General features: G+C 60.4%; 22 protein-coding genes. 10 read left to right on the top strand and 12 right to left on the bottom strand.

Annotated features, from left to right (window positions below; all coding sequences use genetic code 11):
- Positions 1-137 precede the first annotated feature (137 nt).
- From G7025_RS04125 to G7025_RS04135, 3 genes are read right to left on the bottom strand one after another with little or no spacing between them, the layout of a single operon-like run.
- On the bottom strand, positions 138-638 hold the full coding sequence (locus tag G7025_RS04125) for an AAA family ATPase (RefSeq protein ID WP_181076792.1): 501 nt from the start codon (positions 636-638) through the stop codon (positions 138-140).
- 33 nt (positions 639-671) lie between these two features.
- The gene (locus G7025_RS04130) at positions 672-1,814 is read right to left on the bottom strand and encodes a PAS domain-containing sensor histidine kinase (protein ID WP_181076794.1); all 1,143 of its coding nucleotides are present in this window, start codon (positions 1,812-1,814) and stop codon (positions 672-674) included.
- Positions 1,804-2,619, bottom strand: coding sequence for an alpha/beta fold hydrolase (locus G7025_RS04135; RefSeq protein ID WP_181076795.1), 816 nt, complete (start codon positions 2,617-2,619; stop codon positions 1,804-1,806). The genes G7025_RS04130 and G7025_RS04135 overlap by 11 nt, the downstream gene beginning before the upstream one ends.
- 129 nt (positions 2,620-2,748) lie before the next feature.
- On the opposite strand from G7025_RS04135, the gene G7025_RS04140 reads away from it, so the two are divergent.
- On the top strand, positions 2,749-3,948 hold the full coding sequence (locus G7025_RS04140) for a TPM domain-containing protein (protein WP_181076797.1): 1,200 nt from the start codon (positions 2,749-2,751) through the stop codon (positions 3,946-3,948).
- A gap of 57 nt (positions 3,949-4,005) precedes the next feature.
- Here G7025_RS04140 and G7025_RS04145 read toward each other — a convergent pair whose 3' ends face one another.
- Entirely contained in the window at positions 4,006-4,497 is a 492-nt protein-coding gene (locus G7025_RS04145) for a GNAT family N-acetyltransferase (RefSeq protein ID WP_181076798.1), read from the bottom strand.
- Between the two features lie 358 nt (positions 4,498-4,855).
- Between G7025_RS04145 and G7025_RS04150 the strand changes: the two genes are divergently transcribed.
- Together G7025_RS04150 and G7025_RS04155 are read left to right on the top strand one after the other, a co-directional pair.
- The gene (locus G7025_RS04150; RefSeq protein WP_181076799.1) at positions 4,856-5,323 is read left to right on the top strand and encodes a GNAT family N-acetyltransferase; all 468 of its coding nucleotides are present in this window, start codon (positions 4,856-4,858) and stop codon (positions 5,321-5,323) included.
- A 150-nt stretch (positions 5,324-5,473) separates the two neighbouring features.
- Entirely contained in the window at positions 5,474-5,950 is a 477-nt protein-coding gene (locus G7025_RS04155) for a DUF488 domain-containing protein (protein ID WP_181076800.1), read from the top strand.
- On the opposite strand, the gene G7025_RS04160 is transcribed toward G7025_RS04155, so the two are convergent.
- On the bottom strand, positions 5,907-6,728 hold the full coding sequence (locus G7025_RS04160; protein ID WP_253508114.1) for a hypothetical protein: 822 nt from the start codon (positions 6,726-6,728) through the stop codon (positions 5,907-5,909). The two genes, G7025_RS04155 and G7025_RS04160, sit on opposite strands and share 44 nt — an antisense overlap.
- A gap of 371 nt (positions 6,729-7,099) precedes the next feature.
- On the opposite strand from G7025_RS04160, the gene G7025_RS04165 reads away from it, so the two are divergent.
- Complete coding sequence (locus G7025_RS04165; RefSeq protein WP_181076801.1) at positions 7,100-7,429, top strand: DHCW motif cupin fold protein; 330 nt, start codon at positions 7,100-7,102, stop codon at positions 7,427-7,429.
- A 42-nt stretch (positions 7,430-7,471) separates the two neighbouring features.
- Here G7025_RS04165 and G7025_RS04170 read toward each other — a convergent pair whose 3' ends face one another.
- Together G7025_RS04170 and G7025_RS04175 are read right to left on the bottom strand one after the other, a co-directional pair.
- Positions 7,472-7,939, bottom strand: a complete 468-nt coding sequence (locus G7025_RS04170; protein ID WP_181076802.1) for a copper chaperone PCu(A)C — start codon at positions 7,937-7,939, stop codon at positions 7,472-7,474.
- Positions 7,939-8,544: an SCO family protein gene (locus tag G7025_RS04175; RefSeq protein ID WP_181076803.1), complete on the bottom strand. Its 606-nt coding sequence runs from the start codon at positions 8,542-8,544 to the stop codon at positions 7,939-7,941. The genes G7025_RS04170 and G7025_RS04175 overlap by 1 nt, the downstream gene beginning before the upstream one ends.
- A gap of 194 nt (positions 8,545-8,738) precedes the next feature.
- Here G7025_RS04175 and G7025_RS04180 point away from each other — a divergent pair, with 194 nt between their 5' ends.
- Both G7025_RS04180 and G7025_RS04185 read left to right on the top strand, forming a co-directional pair.
- Complete coding sequence (locus G7025_RS04180) at positions 8,739-9,122, top strand: DUF2946 domain-containing protein (protein ID WP_181076804.1); 384 nt, start codon at positions 8,739-8,741, stop codon at positions 9,120-9,122.
- A 62-nt stretch (positions 9,123-9,184) separates the two neighbouring features.
- A complete protein-coding gene (locus G7025_RS04185; protein WP_181076806.1) occupies positions 9,185-9,706 on the top strand; it encodes a putative natural product biosynthesis protein in 522 nt (173 codons plus the stop codon).
- A gap of 33 nt (positions 9,707-9,739) precedes the next feature.
- Here G7025_RS04185 and G7025_RS04190 read toward each other — a convergent pair whose 3' ends face one another.
- From G7025_RS04190 to G7025_RS04200, 3 genes are all read right to left on the bottom strand, one after another.
- Positions 9,740-14,611: a dermonecrotic toxin domain-containing protein gene (locus G7025_RS04190; RefSeq protein WP_181076808.1), complete on the bottom strand. Its 4,872-nt coding sequence runs from the start codon at positions 14,609-14,611 to the stop codon at positions 9,740-9,742.
- Positions 14,612-15,024: 413 nt separating this feature from the next.
- Entirely contained in the window at positions 15,025-15,300 is a 276-nt protein-coding gene (locus G7025_RS04195; protein WP_181076809.1) for a hypothetical protein, read from the bottom strand.
- A 69-nt stretch (positions 15,301-15,369) separates the two neighbouring features.
- Entirely contained in the window at positions 15,370-15,843 is a 474-nt protein-coding gene (locus G7025_RS04200; protein WP_181076811.1) for a hemerythrin domain-containing protein, read from the bottom strand.
- 293 nt (positions 15,844-16,136) lie between these two features.
- Here G7025_RS04200 and G7025_RS04205 point away from each other — a divergent pair, with 293 nt between their 5' ends.
- Positions 16,137-16,343, top strand: a complete 207-nt coding sequence (locus G7025_RS04205) for a PLD nuclease N-terminal domain-containing protein (RefSeq protein ID WP_181076813.1) — start codon at positions 16,137-16,139, stop codon at positions 16,341-16,343.
- A 61-nt stretch (positions 16,344-16,404) separates the two neighbouring features.
- On the opposite strand, the gene G7025_RS04210 is transcribed toward G7025_RS04205, so the two are convergent.
- Positions 16,405-16,965, bottom strand: coding sequence for a type 1 glutamine amidotransferase domain-containing protein (locus G7025_RS04210; protein WP_181076814.1), 561 nt, complete (start codon positions 16,963-16,965; stop codon positions 16,405-16,407).
- 86 nt (positions 16,966-17,051) lie between these two features.
- Positions 17,052-17,555 (bottom strand): DUF4142 domain-containing protein, encoded by a 504-nt coding sequence (locus G7025_RS04215; protein WP_181076815.1) that lies wholly within the window; start codon positions 17,553-17,555, stop codon positions 17,052-17,054.
- 195 nt (positions 17,556-17,750) lie between these two features.
- On the opposite strand from G7025_RS04215, the gene G7025_RS04220 reads away from it, so the two are divergent.
- Genes G7025_RS04220 through G7025_RS04230 form a run of 3 tightly spaced genes read left to right on the top strand, consistent with a single transcriptional unit; the run spans position 17,751 to position 19,146 of the window.
- The gene (locus G7025_RS04220; RefSeq protein ID WP_181076816.1) at positions 17,751-17,975 is read left to right on the top strand and encodes a hypothetical protein; all 225 of its coding nucleotides are present in this window, start codon (positions 17,751-17,753) and stop codon (positions 17,973-17,975) included.
- A 2-nt stretch (positions 17,976-17,977) separates the two neighbouring features.
- Positions 17,978-18,409, top strand: coding sequence for a DNA methylase (locus tag G7025_RS04225; protein ID WP_181076817.1), 432 nt, complete (start codon positions 17,978-17,980; stop codon positions 18,407-18,409).
- Positions 18,406-19,146, top strand: a complete 741-nt coding sequence (locus G7025_RS04230) for a DUF72 domain-containing protein (protein ID WP_181076818.1) — start codon at positions 18,406-18,408, stop codon at positions 19,144-19,146. Before G7025_RS04225 ends, G7025_RS04230 begins: the two co-directional genes overlap by 4 nt.
- Positions 19,147-19,252 lie beyond the last annotated feature (106 nt).

Here is a 19,252-nt window from a genome sequence, read left to right on the forward strand (position 1 = left end):
AGGTGCGACGATGCGACAAGCCCGCTCATCACCTAAAAGCTCACTGCAAAAGCGTGCTCAGGGTGGCTATAAGTGGTGAGCGGGCTTGCCCCGCGCCGGGGCGCGAAGCGGCCCCAAAAACACCACCGCGATTCCACTTATCGCCCTAGATGAGCGAGCAACGTTTCAACCGCCTCGGTCGCCGACAGCGTAGCCGTGTCGACGGTCAATGGCGCTTGCGCCCAGGCTTCATACTCATGGGTCATCACCGAGTGCCAAGTGGGTGGCGTCAGGCCGGGGATATCCCCGGTGCGCCTTTCAACCCGGCCTTGATGCGCCTGCCGATCGGAGCAAATCACCTGTACGTCCACTAACTCGACGCCCGCCGCCAGGGCCACCGCCTGCCACGCCGCACGACTTTCCCGCACTGGATTGACGCCGTCGGCGATCACCCGATGCCCTAACCGCAGATTGCTCAGCGCGACGGCATTGGCCACGCCGTAACCGCTGGCCCCCACATCACCCGCCAGCACCTCGGCATCGCGAATGGCCTGCTCGATCACATCGATCCGCAGGTAAACCGCGCCGAGCCGCCGCGCCAGTTCATGGGCGATAGTGGTCTTGCCGGTGCCGGGCAATCCGCTGAAGACGATGAGCATGGTGTGGTCCTTGGATAGTTCAGTGGCCAGCGCCTACGTGTTCTGAAATGTCACCGTAAACGTAGTGCCGGCTGCCGCGCAGGAATTCACCGCCACATCCCCGCCGTGCACCTTGGCCAATTCGCGCACGATGTACAACCCCAGGCCCACGCTGCGTACATCGCTGCCCTGGTCGGTGCCGCGGGTCATGGGTTCGAACAGCCCTTCGAGCAAGGCCTGCGGGATGGGGGCGCCGTGGTTATGCACCGACACCGCACCTGCGTTGTCGCCAAGATGCGAGGTAATGGTGATGGGCTGCTGCAGATCGCCATACGCCACGCTGTTGGCCACCAGGTTGCCGATAATCTGCTGCACGCGGTCGGCGTCCAGGCACGCTTGGCCGCTGCCTTCGGTGCAATGCAACAGGGTGGCCTTGGGGAAGGCCACGCGCAGTTCCTCCACCGCGCGCTGAATCACGTGGTGCAGCTCCAGTGGCGCGGCTTTGATCACGATGCCGTGGCCGACCCGCGCCTGGGTGAAGTCCAGCAGGTCGGCGATCATGCGCTGGGCACGTTCGGAGGATTGGCCGATATGCCCCAGCAGCTGACGCTCCTTGGCGGTGCGTTCGCTGCGGCTGAGAAAGTCCGAGGCCATGCGGATCGCGGTCAGCGGGTTTTTCAGGTCGTGGCTGACGATTGCCATCATCTGCTCGGCGAACACCGCGCGGCGCTGGGAGATGGCATAGGCCGCGTTCAACTCGGCCTGGGCGTTCTGCAGCGCCAGCTCTGTGGCGGTTTTTTCCTGCAGCAGCGCTTCGGCCAGGTTGCGGGCGTTCAGCAGTTCGCGCTCGTACTTGTCACGGTCGGTGGTGCCGAACAGGGCCAGGTCGTACACCACCGTATCGGCCTGTACGCGTTTATTTCCGTTGAGCAGCACGGTCACCTTGTGGCCGTCGCGGTGCAGGATGTCCAGTTTCACTTCGGTGATGCTGCCGTGCATGCGCAGCATCGGTGCCAGGTGGGTCTGATGGAAGATTCGTCCGCCCATGGTCAGCAGGTCCTGAAACCTGCGCGCACACAGCTCGGCGGTGCTGAACCCCAGCCAATCGCCGAAGCGCGCATTGGCCTTGAGGATCGTGCCATCTTCGCCGGTAACGGCCAGGGCGCAGGCGGCGCTGTCGAACACGTCAGCCGGCACGGGTGGCCGTCCACCGCGCCAGGAAACCGTGCATGGCCGCCGCGCATGCCTGGGGTGCGCTCATGTGCGGGCAGTGGCCGACGTTGTCCACCAGGCAGTACGCGCTGTTGGGCAACACACTGTGCAGGTATTCGCCCACGGCCACCGGGGCGATGAGGTCGTCGCTCGATTGCAGGATCAACACCGGGGTAGCCAGGCCGATTACGTCCTGGCGGTTGTCCGAGGTAAACGTCACCCGCGCAAAGTGTTTGGCGATCTCCGGCTCGGTGCGGCAGAAACTGTCGGTCAGGGCGTCGCTGAGCGCCGGTTGCTCAGGTGCGCCCATGATCACGGGGGCCATGGCGCTGGACCAGCCCAGGTAGTTGCTGTCGAGGGTGGCGAGCAGTTCATCGATGTCGCTGCGCTTGAATCCACCGATGTAACCCTCGTCATCGATATAGCGCGGCGACGGCCCGATCATCACATGGGCTGCGATACGTCCTGGCGTCAGGCGGTCGGCGAGGGTGCCGATCATCGCACTGACCGAATGCCCGACCAGAATCACCGGGCCTTCGGCATAGGCGTCGATAATCTCGTTCAAGTCGCGGGCGTAGCCGTCCAGCGTGGCGTACCGGGTTTTGTCGAACGCGCTGAGGTCCGACAGGCCCGCGCCCACCAGGTCGTACAGCACCACGCGAAAGTGCTCTAGAAACGCCGGCACCAGATCGTTCCACATGGCCTGGTTGCAGCCAAAACCATGGGAGAACACCAGGGTCGAGGTCCCGTTGCCCATGACGTTGACGTTATTGCGGTGACGTAAATCCATGGGCATCTCGAAAATTATGGCGTATTGCTATTGGCGGCCAGTTTAGATAGTCAAACGCTTTGGGTCACGCGTTATAGCGCCGATAGAGTAAAGTCGGCGCCTTCAGGAAGAAACCTCGGGTAACAAATTATGATGCGTCGGTTGCGGCAATCCGCCTTGAGTCTGCTGTTGCTTGTGTGCGCCAGCCTGTTGGCGACGGCTCACGCCCAGACGTCGGCCATTGGTGTCGCCCTGGACCAGCGGGTGATCGACCTTACCCATACGCTTGACGCCTCCACCACCGTGCGTCTCAAACAGCAACTGGCCGATCTGGAACAACGCAAAGGCGCGCAAGTCGCCGTGCTGTTGATACCCACGCTCGGCGGCGCGGACCTTGAGGATTACACCAACCAACTGTTCCGCGCCTGGAAGCTGGGGCGCAAGGACGTCAACGACGGCATCCTGCTGCTGGTGGCCAAAGATGACCGCAAGGTGCGCATCGAAGTGGGCTATGGCCTTGAGGGCACCGTCACCGATCTGCTGGCGCACCGCATCATCGAGGAGCACATCACCCCGGCGTTTCGTCAGGGCGACTATGCGGGTGGGATACAGCAGGCGGTCGATGACCTGACCACGCTGGTGGACGGTGGTGACCTGCCGGCGCTCGAAAATCCGTTGGTTGCTCCCGGCGCCATCGCGGTATTGCTGGCGTTCATCCTGGGGGCCATCGGTGGCGTGCTGATCGCGGCCCGCAAGCTGGGTTGGCGCGCCGCACTGGTCGCTACTCTGGTGATCACACTGGGACTGACGATTGTTGCCGGCGGCCACGAATGGCCGGTGTACCTGCTGGTTGTGCCGCTGACCCTGCTGACCGGCGGCGCTACGTTCGGCGCGTTGTGGCTGGTGCGTACGGCGTTCTATGGCGTGCTTGGGCTTTTCGCCTACATCGTCGCAGTCGTGGTCGCCAACCGCTTTGTGGACGTCAGTTATGTCCGCTGGCTGGCGTGGCCGCTGGGTGCTCTGGTCGTCCTGGGACTGTATGTGCTGTTGTTTCTGCTGATCAAAGCGTCCTGGAAAAACAGCCCGAGCGGGTTCCTCCTGCGAGCGTTCGTGGTGGCGGCGATCTACGGGGCGGCGGGGCTGCTGCTGGGGCACGGCGCGCAGGGTTGGCTGATCGCGGTGCCGATCGCGTCGTTTCTGGCGCTGTTTGTGTTTATCCCGACTCGCGTGGGAGCGGGGTCCAGCGACGGGTCCAGTTCAGATTCCAGCCATTCCGATTCGAGTTCCAGCAGCAGTTCATCGGGCGGCGGTGGTTCCAGTGGCGGTGGCGGGGCGTCGGGGAGCTGGTAGCGCCAATGGGCACGCTGATTCAATGCGCGTGACGGTCAACGCCCGATGCTCCTTGGATTACAGCACCATCACCATCTCATGCCACGCCATGCCGCCATGGTCCGACGGCGATGGCTGCACATAGGTGTAGCCCATGCGCGTGTACAACGGCACATGCTGCTCCTTGCACATCAGGTGAATCGTCTGTTTGCCCAAGGCGCGCATGCGCTGCACGAAGTCGCTCATCAACACCTTGGCGTAGCCCTTGCCTTGATATGCCGGGTCGACCACCACCGACATGATCACCACATTCGGCGCCTCGGCCGAATGCCCCACCAGTTCCTTGAACGCCTCGTCCGACATCACCACTTCATGGGCGCAGCCGCCGTTGATAAAACCCACTATTTCGCCGTCGGCTTCCAGGATCAAAAAGCCTTGCGGGTATAGCGCAATGCGCGTGGCGATCTTTTCCAGGGTCGCGGCTTCGTCACCTTCGTAGGCGGTGATTTCAATTGCATAGCAGCGAGCGGCGTCAGTGGGCATGGCGTTGCGCAGGGTGAGGGCGGGCATCGGTGTTCCTGGGGCGTTGAGCGGAAGGCCACATCATAGCGGCCTCGCTGGAACTCTGCGTTGAACACGGCTCAAAAAATGGGAATGGGCTTGTTCGCGTCAGGCATCGTAGCGGATACTTTTTCGACAATTTTGGCCATGGTCATCGACGTCAAAAAGGCAGTGTGAAAATCTGACGGTAACCGGGATACCAATGTGGGAGGGGGCTTGCCCCCGATGGCGGCGTGTCGGTCAGCGCATCTATAACTGAACCCGCGCCGCATATCATTGGCGAAACCAGGATTGGCAATTACGCACGGACAGGGACCGTTATTCATTCACCCGAGCGGGTAATGAAAACGCATAAAGGGAAGGATCAATGCTGGAAATAAAACGCGCGACCCTCAACGACGCAGGCGCTGCTTTTGACATCCGCCGCGAAGCCATCCGCAGCCAATGCGTCGGCGCCTACACCGCTGAACAAATGGCACTCTGGACGCGTGGCAACGCTGAAGACGGCTACAGCGCACTGATGGACAAATCGTTTTATCTGGGTTGGCTTAACGATGAGCCTGTAGCCACCGGCATGCTTGACCTGGACAACAACGAAATCGGTGCGCTGTTCGTGTTGCCCGCATTCACCGGGCGTGGCTATGGCAAGGCCATGCTGGATCACCTTGAGCATGTCGCACGGGAACTGGCGATTGAAGAGGTGGTGCTGGACGCGACGTTGAACGCCGCGAGTTTTTATCGAGCGTGTGGTTATGTCGGGAATGAGCAGGCCATTTACCACTCACCGTCGGGGTTGCAGTTGGCGTGTATCCCGATGAAGAAGCGGGTTGGCTGAACCGATGGCCTGATGAGCGAGGGCCATAGGTTTGTTACGCAATAATTGGCTCCGCTCGTCACTCGCATCGGCTCGTCAATTTCAGCCGATGTTATAGTCCCAGCGTTTTTTTACCATTTGATCGCGCCGGCAGGCCTTAGGAGAATCTGCATGAACCTCTACACCGCAGGCTACGAGGGACTGACCATCGACGCATTCATTGCACAACTCAAGCAGGCCGGGATCGACAGAGTGCTGGATGTGCGTGAATACCCGTTATCGCGAAAAAAAGGTTTTTCCAAAAATGCCTTTGCCCGGGATCTGGCCGCACAGGGGATCGCTTATGAGCATAACCGGTCGCTCGGCTGCCCAAAGCCCATACGCAAGCAGTACAAGGAAGACGGTGATTGGACAACCTATGCGCGCGAGTTCAGGACTTATATCCGCACCCAAGGCACGGTGTTGAACGAGCTGGTTTGCAATGCAGCCCAGCAGCGGATTTGTATGGTCTGTTATGAGGCGGACGCCCGTTTTTGCCACCGCAGTTTGATCGCTGAAGCCGCGCAGGAGTTGACGCCCTCGCTCGACATTCAACACCTACCCTTCAAAACAACGCTATTTGATGATCGTCTTCTTTCTGTCGCTTAGGCGGATAAATCAGGCTCACGATCAACCACTGGCTGGGGAAACGATGAATCGTGCCCATCAAGAGCATGAGCTCTTTGCTCGGTAGATGGGTTTCCAGCTTTTGCCGAAAGGGGAGTTCCCAGCCCTTTGCCCCGTGTTTGCGATAGACGTTCCTATAGAGCTGGCTGACTTCCCAGTCGACAATTTTATGAATATGGGTTCTCAATTCTCCGTCGGTCACACACTCATAAACGTAATGAAAGTCAAAGGGCACTTTTTCAAGGCGCTTGATGCTGGCGTGTTCTTGCTCTTCAAACAGGCTGGGTTGGCGCTGCATTGATTGCAGCTTGTCAATTTCCTCCGAAGTCCATCCTTGCGAGGCTGATTTCTGAATGCGAAGTGCGGTGACGCGTGCAGGTTTGATCAGGCCTAGCGTGACGTTATGCTCAGTCCTGGCTTTATCCAATGCGTCAAAATTCTCATAAATTTTCAGCCTGTCCAGCAACACCCGCCGCTCGCACCAATCACCTGCGGGCAAAACTTTTCCCGCACAAATGCTGTCCACACCGATCTTATGGCTTTCTGGCCTGCGGTCCGCAGGGCTTCGTTCGATGGAGGCTTCGATCCATTGCCACTTGGCAAACTGCTGATCGCTAGTGATCAAGCGGAACGGTACTGGATACAGCCTTATAAGATTGCCTTCCTCATCCATCCCTGCGACGCAGGACGTTTCGGCATATTTTGCGCTTGGGGAAGGGTAGGTTTTGCATAGGATCAATATCCGAACTTTGCGTTTCATGCAGGCCATATCCAGATGTCTTTTTTGAACTGTATCCAGAGATGGGAAAACTGCCAGATAGACGTGTAACCGCATATGCAGATCGACTGCATCACCGCTATGTCAGTCCACGCAAAGGTCGGTATCAGGGCGCATACAGGCGCGCAGGCAGTCGATGACCTGCGCGACGGACGGTCCTTGAATCGCCGGCGGGGTCGGTCTCAAACAAGACGTAAGCGGGGTCGATCAGCATCAGCATGCCTCCTCGGTGATGGGGAAGCAGAATAACAAGCACGGTTGCCTGTATGCCGCAAAACTACTCCATCTGTGTCTACCGCCCCCCTTGTCAGCCCATTAGCCTCAAGCCCCCTTAACTCACACCCGAGCCCCCCATGGATCTTACCGCCGTCCCGTTTTGCACCACCGATTGGTCCAGCGTTGAACCCGTCATCTATCCCGGCGTAACGGGCAGTGCCACCTGGCGCACCGGGCACTTTGGCACGACTCGCGTGCGCATGGTGGAGTACAGCGCCGGTTACCTGGCGGATCATTGGTGCACGCGCGGTCATGTGCTGTTGTGTCTGGAAGGCGAGTTGCACACCGAGCTGGCGGATGGGCGTCGGTTTACGTTGACGGCCGGGATGAGTTATCAGGTGGGCAATGATATGGAAGCGCACCGTTCATCGACGCTGGACGGTGCGAAGCTGTTTATCGTGGACTGATGGACGGGTTGAGGTGAGCCAACCCGAACCAAGCAGCTGCAATCAGTGCTTATGGCTAGGGTCCATGCCGTCTACGCCTCGGGCGGTGGCCTTGACTTCAATCGCCTGCTGTTCGCCCTTGGCATTTTCCACGGTCAGGGTCAGCGGCACCTGGTCACCTTCCTTGATCTGCCCGGTCAGGCCCATCAGCATTACGTGGTAACCGTTGGGGTCGAGAGTCACGGCTTTGCCGGCAGGCAGGGCCACCGAGTCCACGGGGCCCATGCGCATGACGTCGTCCTTCATGCTCATCTCATGGATCTGCACGTCCTTGGCCACCGGCGAGGCTACACGCAGCAGCTTGCTGTCGACGTCGGCGGTGACGGTCATGAACGCGCCGCTGGAGGGCTGGCCCGCAACGGTCGCGCGAACCCAGGCGTCGCTGACCTGCACCTGGGCGCTGGCGTGAGCGGCGAGGCCCAGCAGGGTCAGGCCAAGGGTGAGGCGCTTGAGGTGTTGAACGGCAGTCATTAGCAGACCTCCATGACGGTGAGCAGGTCTTCTGCGCACTCTTGAGCGGTGAGGGATGCCTGGAGCCCCAGGCGCAGGTTGCCACGGGTGTCGAAGACAAAACTGGTGGCGGTGTGGGACAGGGTGTAGGTGTCGCCGGCGGGGATCTTTTCATAAAAGATCCCGAATTCCTTGGCGGCCACGGCGATTTCTTCCGGCGTGCCGTACAGCGCTTCAAAGCTGGGGTCGAAGGCCTTGACGTACTTGTCGAGAATCTCGGGCGTGTCGCGCTCCGGGTCCAGGGTGATGAAGATCACTTGCATGATTTCACCGTCGCGGCCCATCAGCTTCTTGGCCTGGGCGGCGCGGGCGAGGGTAGTGGGGCACACCGCCGGGCACTGGGTGAAGCCGAAGAACACCACCGGCATCAGACCACGGTAGGAACTGAGGGTGACGGTGTCGCCCTCGGTGTTCTTGAGCTTGAACGTGCGGCCCATGATCTTGTCGCTCAAGTCCTTGCCGTACTTGAAGTTCAGTTTGGGGCTGTTGTCACAACCGGCCAGCAGGCCCAGGCCCATCAGGCCCATACCGGCCAGGACCTTGCGGCGGGTGAATAACGTACTCATCAACTGTGCATCCTGTAAAACGCCTGCATTGCGCCGGGTCTAGCCGTCAGGCTGGGAAAAGCAGGCATTTGAAGTAAGAAACGCGAAGGGCGCCAAGTCTACCAACCCCTACCCGCCTGCGTAATCTGCGACGTTCTGCCACAGGGGCGCGTCGCGCTTCATCCGTTGGCGGCGGTGATGGTAGAGTCGCCGCCATGAAATTGAGCCTGCCCGACCGTTCCCTGATCGCCTGGACCCTGTACTGCTGCGTGCTGATGAACCTGTTCGTGTGCGGTTTGAGCCATGGTCAGATGCTCGGCCAGCAGCTCAACGGGATCGGCGGGGCGTTCTGTTCAGTGGACGGCAAACCCGCGCCACTTTCCGATAAAGGGTCGGGTGACGCGGCTTCCAGCAACATTTCGAACTACATTGCCTGCCCGGTGTGCGCAGCCCTGAACGTGGCCCTGGTGTTCCTGATCGGCCTGGCCTGGCTCCTGGGCCTGGGTCAAACCCCGTGCCCGGCCCATGCCCAGCGCAACAAAGCGCCGCCGCGCTACGCCTGGCCCTCGGCCAACCCTCGCGCTTCTCCCGCCTTCTGACGTGTGCCTTGGGCCTCCTGTGACCAGGGGGCATTCTATCGTCACGACTGTGAGTGCGTTTCATGAGCTATCCATCGCCAACCGGCGCCGTTCGCCTGCGCGCAGCACCGGCGCCTGCGCAATACCCCAGCAATGTCCGTTGTTTCGTCCACCTGGACGCCCGTTTGTTGCCCTATTGGCACAGCCTGTTCGACATCTGCCCGGCGCTGCTCAAACTCGACCCGCCCGAAGGCCTGAACCTGTTTCGCAGCTTTATGACCTGGGCCTACCGCAACCAGCCGGCCGGGGATTGGACCTACCACCTGAACGTGTGCCGTTGGTTGCTCGGCTCGGCCTACCGCACGCGCATCAATGAGGAACCCGTTGAAGCGTTCATGGCCGCCGCTGCGGCAGGCTGGATCAATACCGATCACAGCCGGGCCGAAGGTATCGTGCTGGCGTGGCGCACGCTGCGGGTATTCGATTGGAAAGCCACGCCGCCCGTCACCGTTGAACAACCGCCTTTGCCGCCGCCCGGTTGGGATTTCGCCTGGAGCGCGCTGACCCGGCGCGGTGAGTTCCGCGGCTGGCAGGCGCTGACTTGATCTGACTCAGTTGTTCGCGGCGCTGACCTGTCTTCAGTCGATGAAATCCAAGACCTCCTTGATTTTGTCCGGTCTGAAGACACCTTCCGTGCCGCCGTCTGTGACCAGGGTAAAGGTCCCGTCCGGCTTCACATCGATGGCGGTCGCGCTGGCCAGGGTCATTGTCACACCGGGTTTTTGCACAATCGAGAGCAGAGGTTTGCGACCGTTTACTTCCTGACCCAACACACTGGCCATGCCCACAACGGATTTTGAGTTGCTGCCGCCGACGAAAATGACCTTGCCGCCGCCGTCCAATGATTGTTCCAGGGCCGCCAGTTCAGTGGCCGCGTGTCCATGGCTCAAGCCCATCGCCACGTTACTGCCGGTCAGGTGCATCAAGGTGCGTTTGCCATAGACGCCGTTCTTAAGATCCGTCAGTACCACCAGCGCTGAGCAGTCCGACAGACCTCGGGTGGACAACACCGTATCGCTGTCATCGAGCGTGCGGCTGAACCCCATTTCCACCTCTTCGCGGGGGGCCGTCCGGGGAGGGATGACCTCGGCGAGCGTGCCTGGCGCGCTGGGCGTCTCATAGCTGTGGTCGTAAGGAGCCTTGGGCTGTTCGATCAGCTCGTCCAGCCACTTTGGATCGGTGGGGCTCATAACCCCGGTGGGGCCATTCAGTATTTTCCGCCCACCGGCCTGCCATTCGGTCATTACCGCTTTGAGCCGGCTCGTGTACTCACGGGCCGGGCAGGCAATACCGGCCCAGGGATCGACGATCCATGCATCCCGCCATATAGCCTCGGAAAAATCACGGGTTGCCGGCGGGCGCTCCACAGGGCCCCCGATCACGGTGAACGCATGAGCGTTACCCGCCGACCATTCATAAGCCCGGCCACCGCTTTTGGTGACGATGTCCTTCGACAGCTGGCTCATTTCGCCACAGTTGCCGGCTCCGGCCTTCAGGATCATGTCCCCCCGATTCGGTGCATGGGGGTTAGTGGTACGGCGCATCCACTCCACGGTGGTGGCGGCCGCTTCGGCGCGTGCAAGATCGCTGGCTGAGTGCACCTGGTTACCCGGCCCCAGGCCTGTCGCCTTGAGCCCGCGACTGACCGAGTCCTGCGTGCCTTTAGCGTAGAAGGCGTTTTTTTGCTCGGCCGTCAACGTGCTGAATCGAGCGGGTTTGGTCAATGGGCGCACACGTGCCGGCTTGAGGGCAATATCCGGCTTTTCGATGGCGTGGCGGCTTTGCAGTTGATACACCACTTCGCGTTTTTGCTCGACGGTCATACCTGAAACGCTGGCTTTGAGGTCCTGGATCTGGGCCTTTGTGTAGCCATTTTTTCGCAACTGTTTCAGGGCCTTGTCCAGCGGTGGCAGCGCAATCACGTCGGCGTCGAAAGGCACCGCGGCAGTGCCTTGGCGCTGGGTCAGTTCACTGCGGTAGTGCTTGACCAGATCCAGATCCGCCGCGGTGGCTTCGCAGCGAATGAAGTTCACTTTGCCGGTCTGCCCATCCGTAATCAGCGCTTTGTAGAACGCTGCGGTGTCTGCTTCGACGATCAGGTACTTGCGGGTGTCGGCGGGGTTGGAACTGGAAACCACAACGCCACGGACTTCACGGGAATCATTGCAAGCGTCGCTGATTCGGCCAAGTTTCACCGCATAGGTGCGCTCGCGCAGGAACGCGCTGTCGCTGTTGTCGTACATGCCGAATCGAGCGTTTTTGCTGATGTCGCCTTTGACCACGGTTTTGTATCGGACGTGCGCTTTACCGGGCAGCGGCACCAGCTTGCTCCCCAGTTCGGTATCCACCACTCGATTGATGCGCTTTTCGAAAATCACTTCCCGGTCGCCGTTGAACAAGGATTTGCGCGCAGCGGGGAACAGCCGAACGTGCTCCAGCGATTGCAGCTCTTTGCCCGCCAAGTCGGTGACGGGCTCCAGGGCTTTGATGAAGCACCTATCATTGGCGCCGCGTTTGGCTCTGCGCGACAGGGCAGTCGGCGCCGGACAAACATCCTCGAACCGGTCGAGGCGGTCCGTGCGTTCGGTGGACTCCAGATCACTCAACAGCCCAGGCTGGTCGGCATCGTAGCGATAGACCTTTTCGCCCTCTACCAGATCGAAGCCGCTGGAGCGGGCAATGGTGTAAGCGTCGGACGAAACAGGCCGTTCGAGCAGCAGCGGCGCGGCACCGTCGGCGAAGCGTTGCCGGCCGACTGCTGGACCTGTGGCCGCCGCCTCGCGGGAGACAGAGAAGGGATCTTCGGGCCGCTCGGCGGCGCCTATGGAGAACAACGTATTGAGCAAACCGTCGAGGGCCTTTGCTGCGCCGTCGCGGCGTTCGGCCTCGGTGTCGCCTGAAAGGGATTTTTGCGCCCCCAGAACGCTTTCGCCGAGGCCTGCCAGAAACGCCAGCGCCGCCACCGGTTCGGCGATGGGGGCCAGTTTGCCCAGCAGGCCGGCTGCCACACAAAGGTCGTTGAGCCAGGTGTCGCGCGTCACTTCATCGTTGGACTTGATGGTGACCTCTGCATCACGGCTCATCCGCTGGCAGGTCGCCCGCATGATGCTGTCGAACACATCGCCGGTGATGCGTAGGTTGCCGCTGTCGATCACGGTGCCCTCCAGACGATCCCAGGCGCCGGTGCTCAAGTTGCGCAGGGCGGTGTCGACGCCTTTCTCCGGGCGATCCTTGAGAAGCTGGTCACCAAACGGAATCAGCGCCTTCAAGAGGCTCACGACAGCGCTGCTGGAGGTGTCCTGGCGGTCGGACAGGCTGAAGTGCGATGCCAACGCTGTGCGCTTGTTCGGGTCCTTGCATTCATCGGCGATCCATTTGTCCATGCTTTCGAGCGAGGCGAACTTCAGGAACTCTGGCGTGCGGCCTGGGATGTAGAGGATCTGCCGACCGTCACGACGGCCTTTGAGGTAGAGGTACCGGCCGTCGTCCTGCTCGGTGAATCGCAGGATGTCCGTGGATCTGAAACCATTGATATCGAATGCATGCACGCGGACCTTGCCCTTGACCGGTGCGCGTGCCTGCAGTGCTTGGAGCGGCACCGGTTGCTCGGGACCCACCGGCACATTAGAGACGGCCTTCATGACCCACTCATAGTCGCTGCGGGTAAATTGTTCTGCGGCCGGGATTCGGGCACGTTCGGCAGGGGAGGCTCGTTCGTACGCATTGAACTGGTTGCGGGCACTGTAGATAAACTGGCCTTTAAGGATGTCGCGATACTCGTCGGCGTGGTCCGTCCAGAAACTGTCCAGCTTGTCGTTCATGTGTTTCTGGAAGTCGGTGGACCACGCTTCGTGCATGATCTTTGAGGGGGGCAGGGGGAATTCGTTATGTTTGCCGTAGCCTCCGGCATGACTTTTACCGGGGCCGTCGAAGTAGAGGCCGGCTTCGAAATCCAGGTTGTTGGGCACCGCGTCGTGTTCCGAAAAATTCTTGAGCAAGGCATCGGGCAAGCGCAGTGAAGACTTCGGTTCCTTGCCCATGTGCTCCCATCCTGTCTGGGTGTCCGCGCTTTGGGAGCCGTCGAATCGGTTCAGATAGATTGTGTCGGCATCGAAGGGCTTGCCGGTCAACTTGAGGATGATTGCTTCGGCCCACTTTTTCGCTTCCTGACGAACATTCGGCAGCGCTCGATTGACATTGAGCAGGCGCGTAGCGAAATCACGTTTGTCGGCCCTGGACTCTGCCAATGCCGCGAACTGCGCCTGAGCCTGGGTGCCGAGGTTGCCAAGGGCTACACAAGATCGGGTGTCGGCAGACCGCAGTGGGTCATTTGGTGCAATCGGATCAAAGGCCCGCTGTGCGTTCAGGTGCTGGATACGCGCGCGTTGGGCGGCGCTGTCGGCCTGGGGCGGTTCGCCCTGGAAGTCGGCAACCACGCCCAGTGGCGTGGCAATGAAACCGTTGCCTGGAACGATCTGCAGCGACTGATCGGGTGAAGGCGCGATCACCCTGGCCACCTTCATGATCGGGCCGGCGATAGCCCCCCAGCCGGATTCGTCCGTCGGTGAAAACACCGCGACATCATCGGCTTTTTTGACCAACAGCGTACCGGTGGACGGGTTCAGTTCCAGTTGTGCCAGGTCGAGCCCCTTGATCTGCATCCACTCCCGCACCGCTGGATGGTCGAACAGGCTGCGATACAGCTCCAGCCATTGGCCTAACGCCGTTTGGGCGGGCACGCGCACCCAGGCAGGCTCCTCGCCCCGGTTCGCCTTGCTTAGCTCGTCGGTGAAGGCCGTGACCAGGCGTTGCTCATGCGCGTCGCGAGGCTCACTCGACAGCGATTGCTGCACAACCGACCACGCTACGCCGAACACGGACGCCGCTGCGGGGCCGAGGGTGCCGGATAAGGAGTCGACCATGTGTTTGCGGTTTTGTGTGACGCGTTGGTAGTCCGATGGTTGATAGCTCGCATCCGTCGCCAGGGGCACCTGCAGGGAAGGGACGTCGCGTGATGGCTTCAGGCTGTTGCTTGCAAGCGAGGTCGTGGGCAGGTCGGTGGCGCCACGGGCCGCATAAAAGTTGCTGACGATGTTCAGGGGCGCACTGCGCGCGCCGGTGTATTCGAAGGCGCCCGGCAAGGTTGGCATCAGCTCGCGCGTTGCGGCGAGCAGGTCGCCGGATACCTGGTTCCAGGCTGGGTTGTTATGGGTGAGCTTCATCCGTACGCCATTGCTGACCCATTCGATCCGACCCTCTGACGGGACCACGCTGAAGTGCGTGAGGTTGATCTTTTTATTACGCGCGAACGAAGCAAACGGCTCTTGCTTGAGCGTTTCGGTAAACCGTGCCAATGCCTGGCCGAAGGTTGAGTTGGCCGGGATGTTGTCGATGGTTGCGGCGGGTGGGGCGTTTGTCGGGTTGGCTTGCAGTGCAATCACTCTGTCCATGAGGGCGGCGGAGCACGAGCGTCTCAGTAAGTCGTCCGCCTCCTTTACCGAGTCGCCCGGTGCCGCGCGTGTCGATCGGCCACTGTTGGACGTTTCGCCGGGCCGAAGGCTGTCTACATTCTGCGGGTTTTGCCGCGCGAAGGCCGAGGCTGGAAAGCGACTCGCTGGAGATTGAGTTGTACGCATGCAGGTGTCTTCACTGTGAAGGGAGATTCACCTGTGTGGACAATGCATGCCGAGGGTTCCAATGGCGGTGCTGCGCTCGAACCTGTGAGAGGGCGGTGCGACTTGCGCCGATAACCACGGAGTTATTTGTCAGGTCAGGTTTTCACCGAAGCTGTGTAGACACCTATGGTTAACGCAAGCAAATCGCACCCTCACATTTGAATCGCCCTACAACCGCAAATAACCCGTCAGTTACCTGAACGCGCTTTGTCCTTGCGCTCTTTGGAAGTTTCGGCAGGTTTGGGGGCTTTTTTCTGAGGCTGTTTGCGGGGGCTGTCGTCGGTGTGTTTGCTGTCGCTGTTGCCAGTGCTGGAGGCGCTGCTGGGACTGCTGGGGTAGTTGCCCGGCGGCAGTGCCGAACCGGCTGCGCTGTTGTTATCGCCGAATGCCGCAAGGACGGGGCCGGCGAGCAGCGCCGACAGGCAGACGGAAAGTGCGATCCTGCGGGACGTGGTGGTCTTCATGACGCGATCCCCTTATGTCATTGCACAAACCCCGGGCCCCTGGAGGGTGGCCCGTGGTCCGGCCGGCGGTTAGGCGGCCATCGGCTTGGTCATGGTTTTTTTATAGTCGGCCTTCATGGCCTCCATCGCGGCGCCGAGCTCTTCCAGCTGCGCCTTGCCCAGCAGCTTGCGGGCCTGGGGGAACATCTCGGTTTCCTCTTCTTCGATATGGTGCTCCAGCAGTTCCTTGACCACTTTCACACGCCCGGAAAATTCGGTGGTGGACGGCTCGGTCTGCTTCAGATCAGGCAGCACCAGGCTGTCGACGGTGCGGTGCTCTTCCTTGGCTTCGTGGTACATGATGTCCTGCTCTTTGCCACCCGCTTTGCGGAAGGCCGGGTAGAGAATTTCCTCTTCAAGCTTGGTGTGCAGGGTGATCTCCATTTCGAGCTTGGCCAGCAGCTCAGTACGCTTTTTCACGCCGCGCTCGGTGGATTCGCTCAGCTGGGTCAGCAGTGCCTTGACGCGTTCGTGGTCGGCTTTGAGCAGGTCGATGGCATTCATGGTGAAACCTCACGGATAGGATTCGGGCGCGTCGAAGTGCGCGCCTCGTCCGTCAGGCTGTTGCATCAGCCGTACCAACTTAGGCTTTTGCATAAAGATGTTTTTAATCAGCAAGTTAGACGACATCAACGCGAGGCGCGATCGTGCAGCTTGCATGGTCCGGCACCGGTTACCTTGCATTACGCCGCACCGAACCGAGAGGCGCGTGCGGGGTGCTGGAGGCACGCATAAAAATCCGATGGAACCCTGGGCGCAACCGGTTGACCTAAGCCTTAGACCTCAGGAGGTGAAACATGCAATTAGAATATGTCTGGATCGGGTTGGCGGTGGTTGTGCTGCTGTTGGAATTGTGGGCGATCAATGCCGTGCTGCGCAGCACCAGCGGCTGGGAAACCAAGGGGTTGTGGCTGATCATCCTGATCTTCGTGCCGTTGCTGGGGTTGATTGCGTGGGCAATGTTCGGGCCTAAGCGCGAGATGCCGCAGCAGGATAAACACTGAGCATCCGCTGTACAGCAAACAGGCGCCCCATGGGGCGCCTGTTTTTTTAACGATCCACTGATCAGCCGGCCAATGCCTTGGCAATCGCGTCGTTGAAGGCCGGCAGATCATCCGGCGTGCGCGAGGTGATCAGGGTCCAGCCATTGGCCGTGCATTGCTTGACCTGCTCATCCACCCAGCCTGCCGCACCGGCGTTTTCCAGGTCGATGCGCACGCTCTTGTAGGAGGTGAGGGTTTTACCTTTGATCACGCCCGCGTCGATCAGCGTCCACGGGCCGTGGCAGATGGCGGCGATGGTCTTGCCGGCGTCGGCAAAGTCCTTGATCAGTCGTAGCGCTGCCGCGTCCTGGCGCAGGGTGTCGGCGTTGACCGTGCCGCCGGGAATCACCAGCGCATCGAAATCCTGGCTGACCACATCCGACAGTTGCGCATCGGACTCTACGGTCTTGTCCTTTTCGGTGTCGCCTACAAATGTCTGGGTGGTGCCACCCTTGCTGGAGGCGTGAGTGACATTGGCGCCGAAACCGCGCAACGCTTCCAGCGGCTTGACCAGTTCGTCGCGTTCAATACCGGTATTGGAGGTGATGATAAGGATGTTCTTACCGTTGAGTGATGTACTCATGATCGCGTGTCTCCTGTCTGAGGGGCATCAATATCCGCACGTAAAAAGCCCCGCGCCGTATTCATGCGCAGGGCTGATCGCGCTCTTTATTTGGCGTATTTGCTTTGCAGCTCCTTGGCCATTTGCAGGTGTTTTTCCAGGGTCGGCAGCTTCTCGGTGGCGAAAGCTTTCAGCTCGGCATTGTCAGACGAGCTCGCCTCTTTCTTGAACAGCTCCACGGCTTCTTCATGGGCGTTCACCTGGTTATTGGCGTAGGCCTTGTCGAAGGACTCGTCACGCATTTCCAGGATGGCTTTCTTGGCCTTGTCCATCAGTGCGGCGTCGTCCGGCACTTCCAGGTCATGCTTTTTGGCCAGGGCCATCAGCTGCTGGTTGGCTTTGGTGTGATCATCCACCATGTGCTGGGCGAAGGTTTTGATGTCAGCCGAGCTGCTTTTCTGCAAGGCCAGTTTGCCGGCTTCGACTTCGGTGATACCGCTTTGCGCAGCGTTGTCCACGAAGTCGTTGGAGGTGGCGGCGAAGGCAACGGACATCGAACCGGCAACCAGCGCAAAAGTCAGGCCCATCTGTTTCATCAGCTTGGTAGTCATGGTGTCTCTCCTTGTGAATGACGAGTGTCGCTACCTGGGTGTTGAGCCGGCACGCACGCAAAAGGTTTAAATTTTTTTGCGCTTTTTTCACCAACGGTTTGGCTGGGCAATTTCCTTGAACTATCGAAATTCCCCAGGCTCTGCTGAATGAGTCCGGCGCGTGATGCCGGCTCTTCAATCTCAGGAGAATTCCCCATGACCGACCTTAAAAACGCCGACAAAACCCCCACCCCCGTCAGCTCCGAAGAGGCGCAGAAAGGTACGGACACTCCCGTCAAGGGACAGACCCTGGAGCGCCCCAATCCCAACACCGAAAAGGTCGACAAGGTGCTCACACCCACCTCCATCAAGGACACCGAGCGTCAGACCGATGCGATCAATGAGCAGGCCGCCAAGGCTGAGCGCAAATTGGACCACTGAGCATGGCCAAAGCGATCAGCGCGGCCGAGCTGGGCATCGACCTCAAGCCTGAGGATGACGCCAGCCTGTTCAAGTGGTTTGTCGCCAGCTTTCTGATGGGCAAGCGAATCCAGGCGCCCATTGCGGCGCAGGCGTACAAGGTGATCGTCGAGGAGCACGGGCGTGACACGCCGCACAAGTTGCAGCACTGCACGTCGCGCGAGCTGGTGTCGATGCTTGGGCGTGCCCACTACGTGCGATATGACGAGAGCACGGCCCAGCGCCTGCTGGACCTGAGCGCCAAGCTCAACGCCGAGTACGCCGGCAGGATCACGCATATCCGCCGTGCCAGCGCTGACCGCCATGGGTTCGAAAAGCGCTTGGGCGAGTTCGAGGGCGTAGGGCCTAAGACCATTGAAATCTTTATGCGCGATGCCGCCAAGGTGCTGTTTTGACGGCGCCGTTGTACATCGGCTGCGCCGGCTGGAGCCTGCCGCGCGAACAGTGGCCGGCGTTTGCCGCCCACGGCACGCATTTACAACGCTATGCCTCGCGCTTCAATGCGGTGGAAATCAACAGTTCGTTTTACCGCGCACACCTGCCCGCGACCTACGCGCGCTGGGCGCAGTCCGTGCCGGCTACGTTTCGGTTTGCAGTGAAAGTACCCAAGCTCATCACCCATGAGCTGCGCCTTGCGCACTGCGAAACCGCGCTGGACGAATTCCTCGCGCAGTGCCAGCGACTGGGCGACACGTTGGGCTGTCTGTTGGTGCAATTGCCGCCCTCGCTGGCGTACGAGCCGGTGACGGCCGCAGTGTTTTTTCGTGCCCTGCGTCAACGCTATCTCGGCGCGGTGGTGCTGGAACCTCGCCATTGCAGTTGGCTTGAAGCCGAGGGGTTGCTGCAGGACCTGCACATCGCTCGGGTCGCCGCCGACCCGCTGGTACTGGAAGGTGGCGACGCGCCCGGCGGCTGGCAGGGTGTGCGCTACTGGCGCCTGCACGGCTCGCCACGCATCTACCACAGCGCATATGGACCCGAACGGGTGCGCGCGTATGCGCAACGTCTGGCTCAGTCCATCGAGGACGGTATTCCCACGTGGTGCATCTTCGATAACACCGCCAGTGGCCACGCGCTGGATGATGCCTTGTGCTTGCTTGAGCAAGAGCGGGCAGGGTTCAGCGCACTATGACTGGCGGTTAGTCGCTGTTTATTGCCAATCGTTCTATAGACCTGTCAGATCTGACAGTAGGCACTTTGGCTACGGTGGATATAGTTATAGGTGTACACCTACTCAG

Source organism: Pseudomonas lurida (assembly GCF_013522705.1).
Lineage (GTDB): Bacteria > Pseudomonadota > Gammaproteobacteria > Pseudomonadales > Pseudomonadaceae > Aquipseudomonas > Aquipseudomonas quebecensis.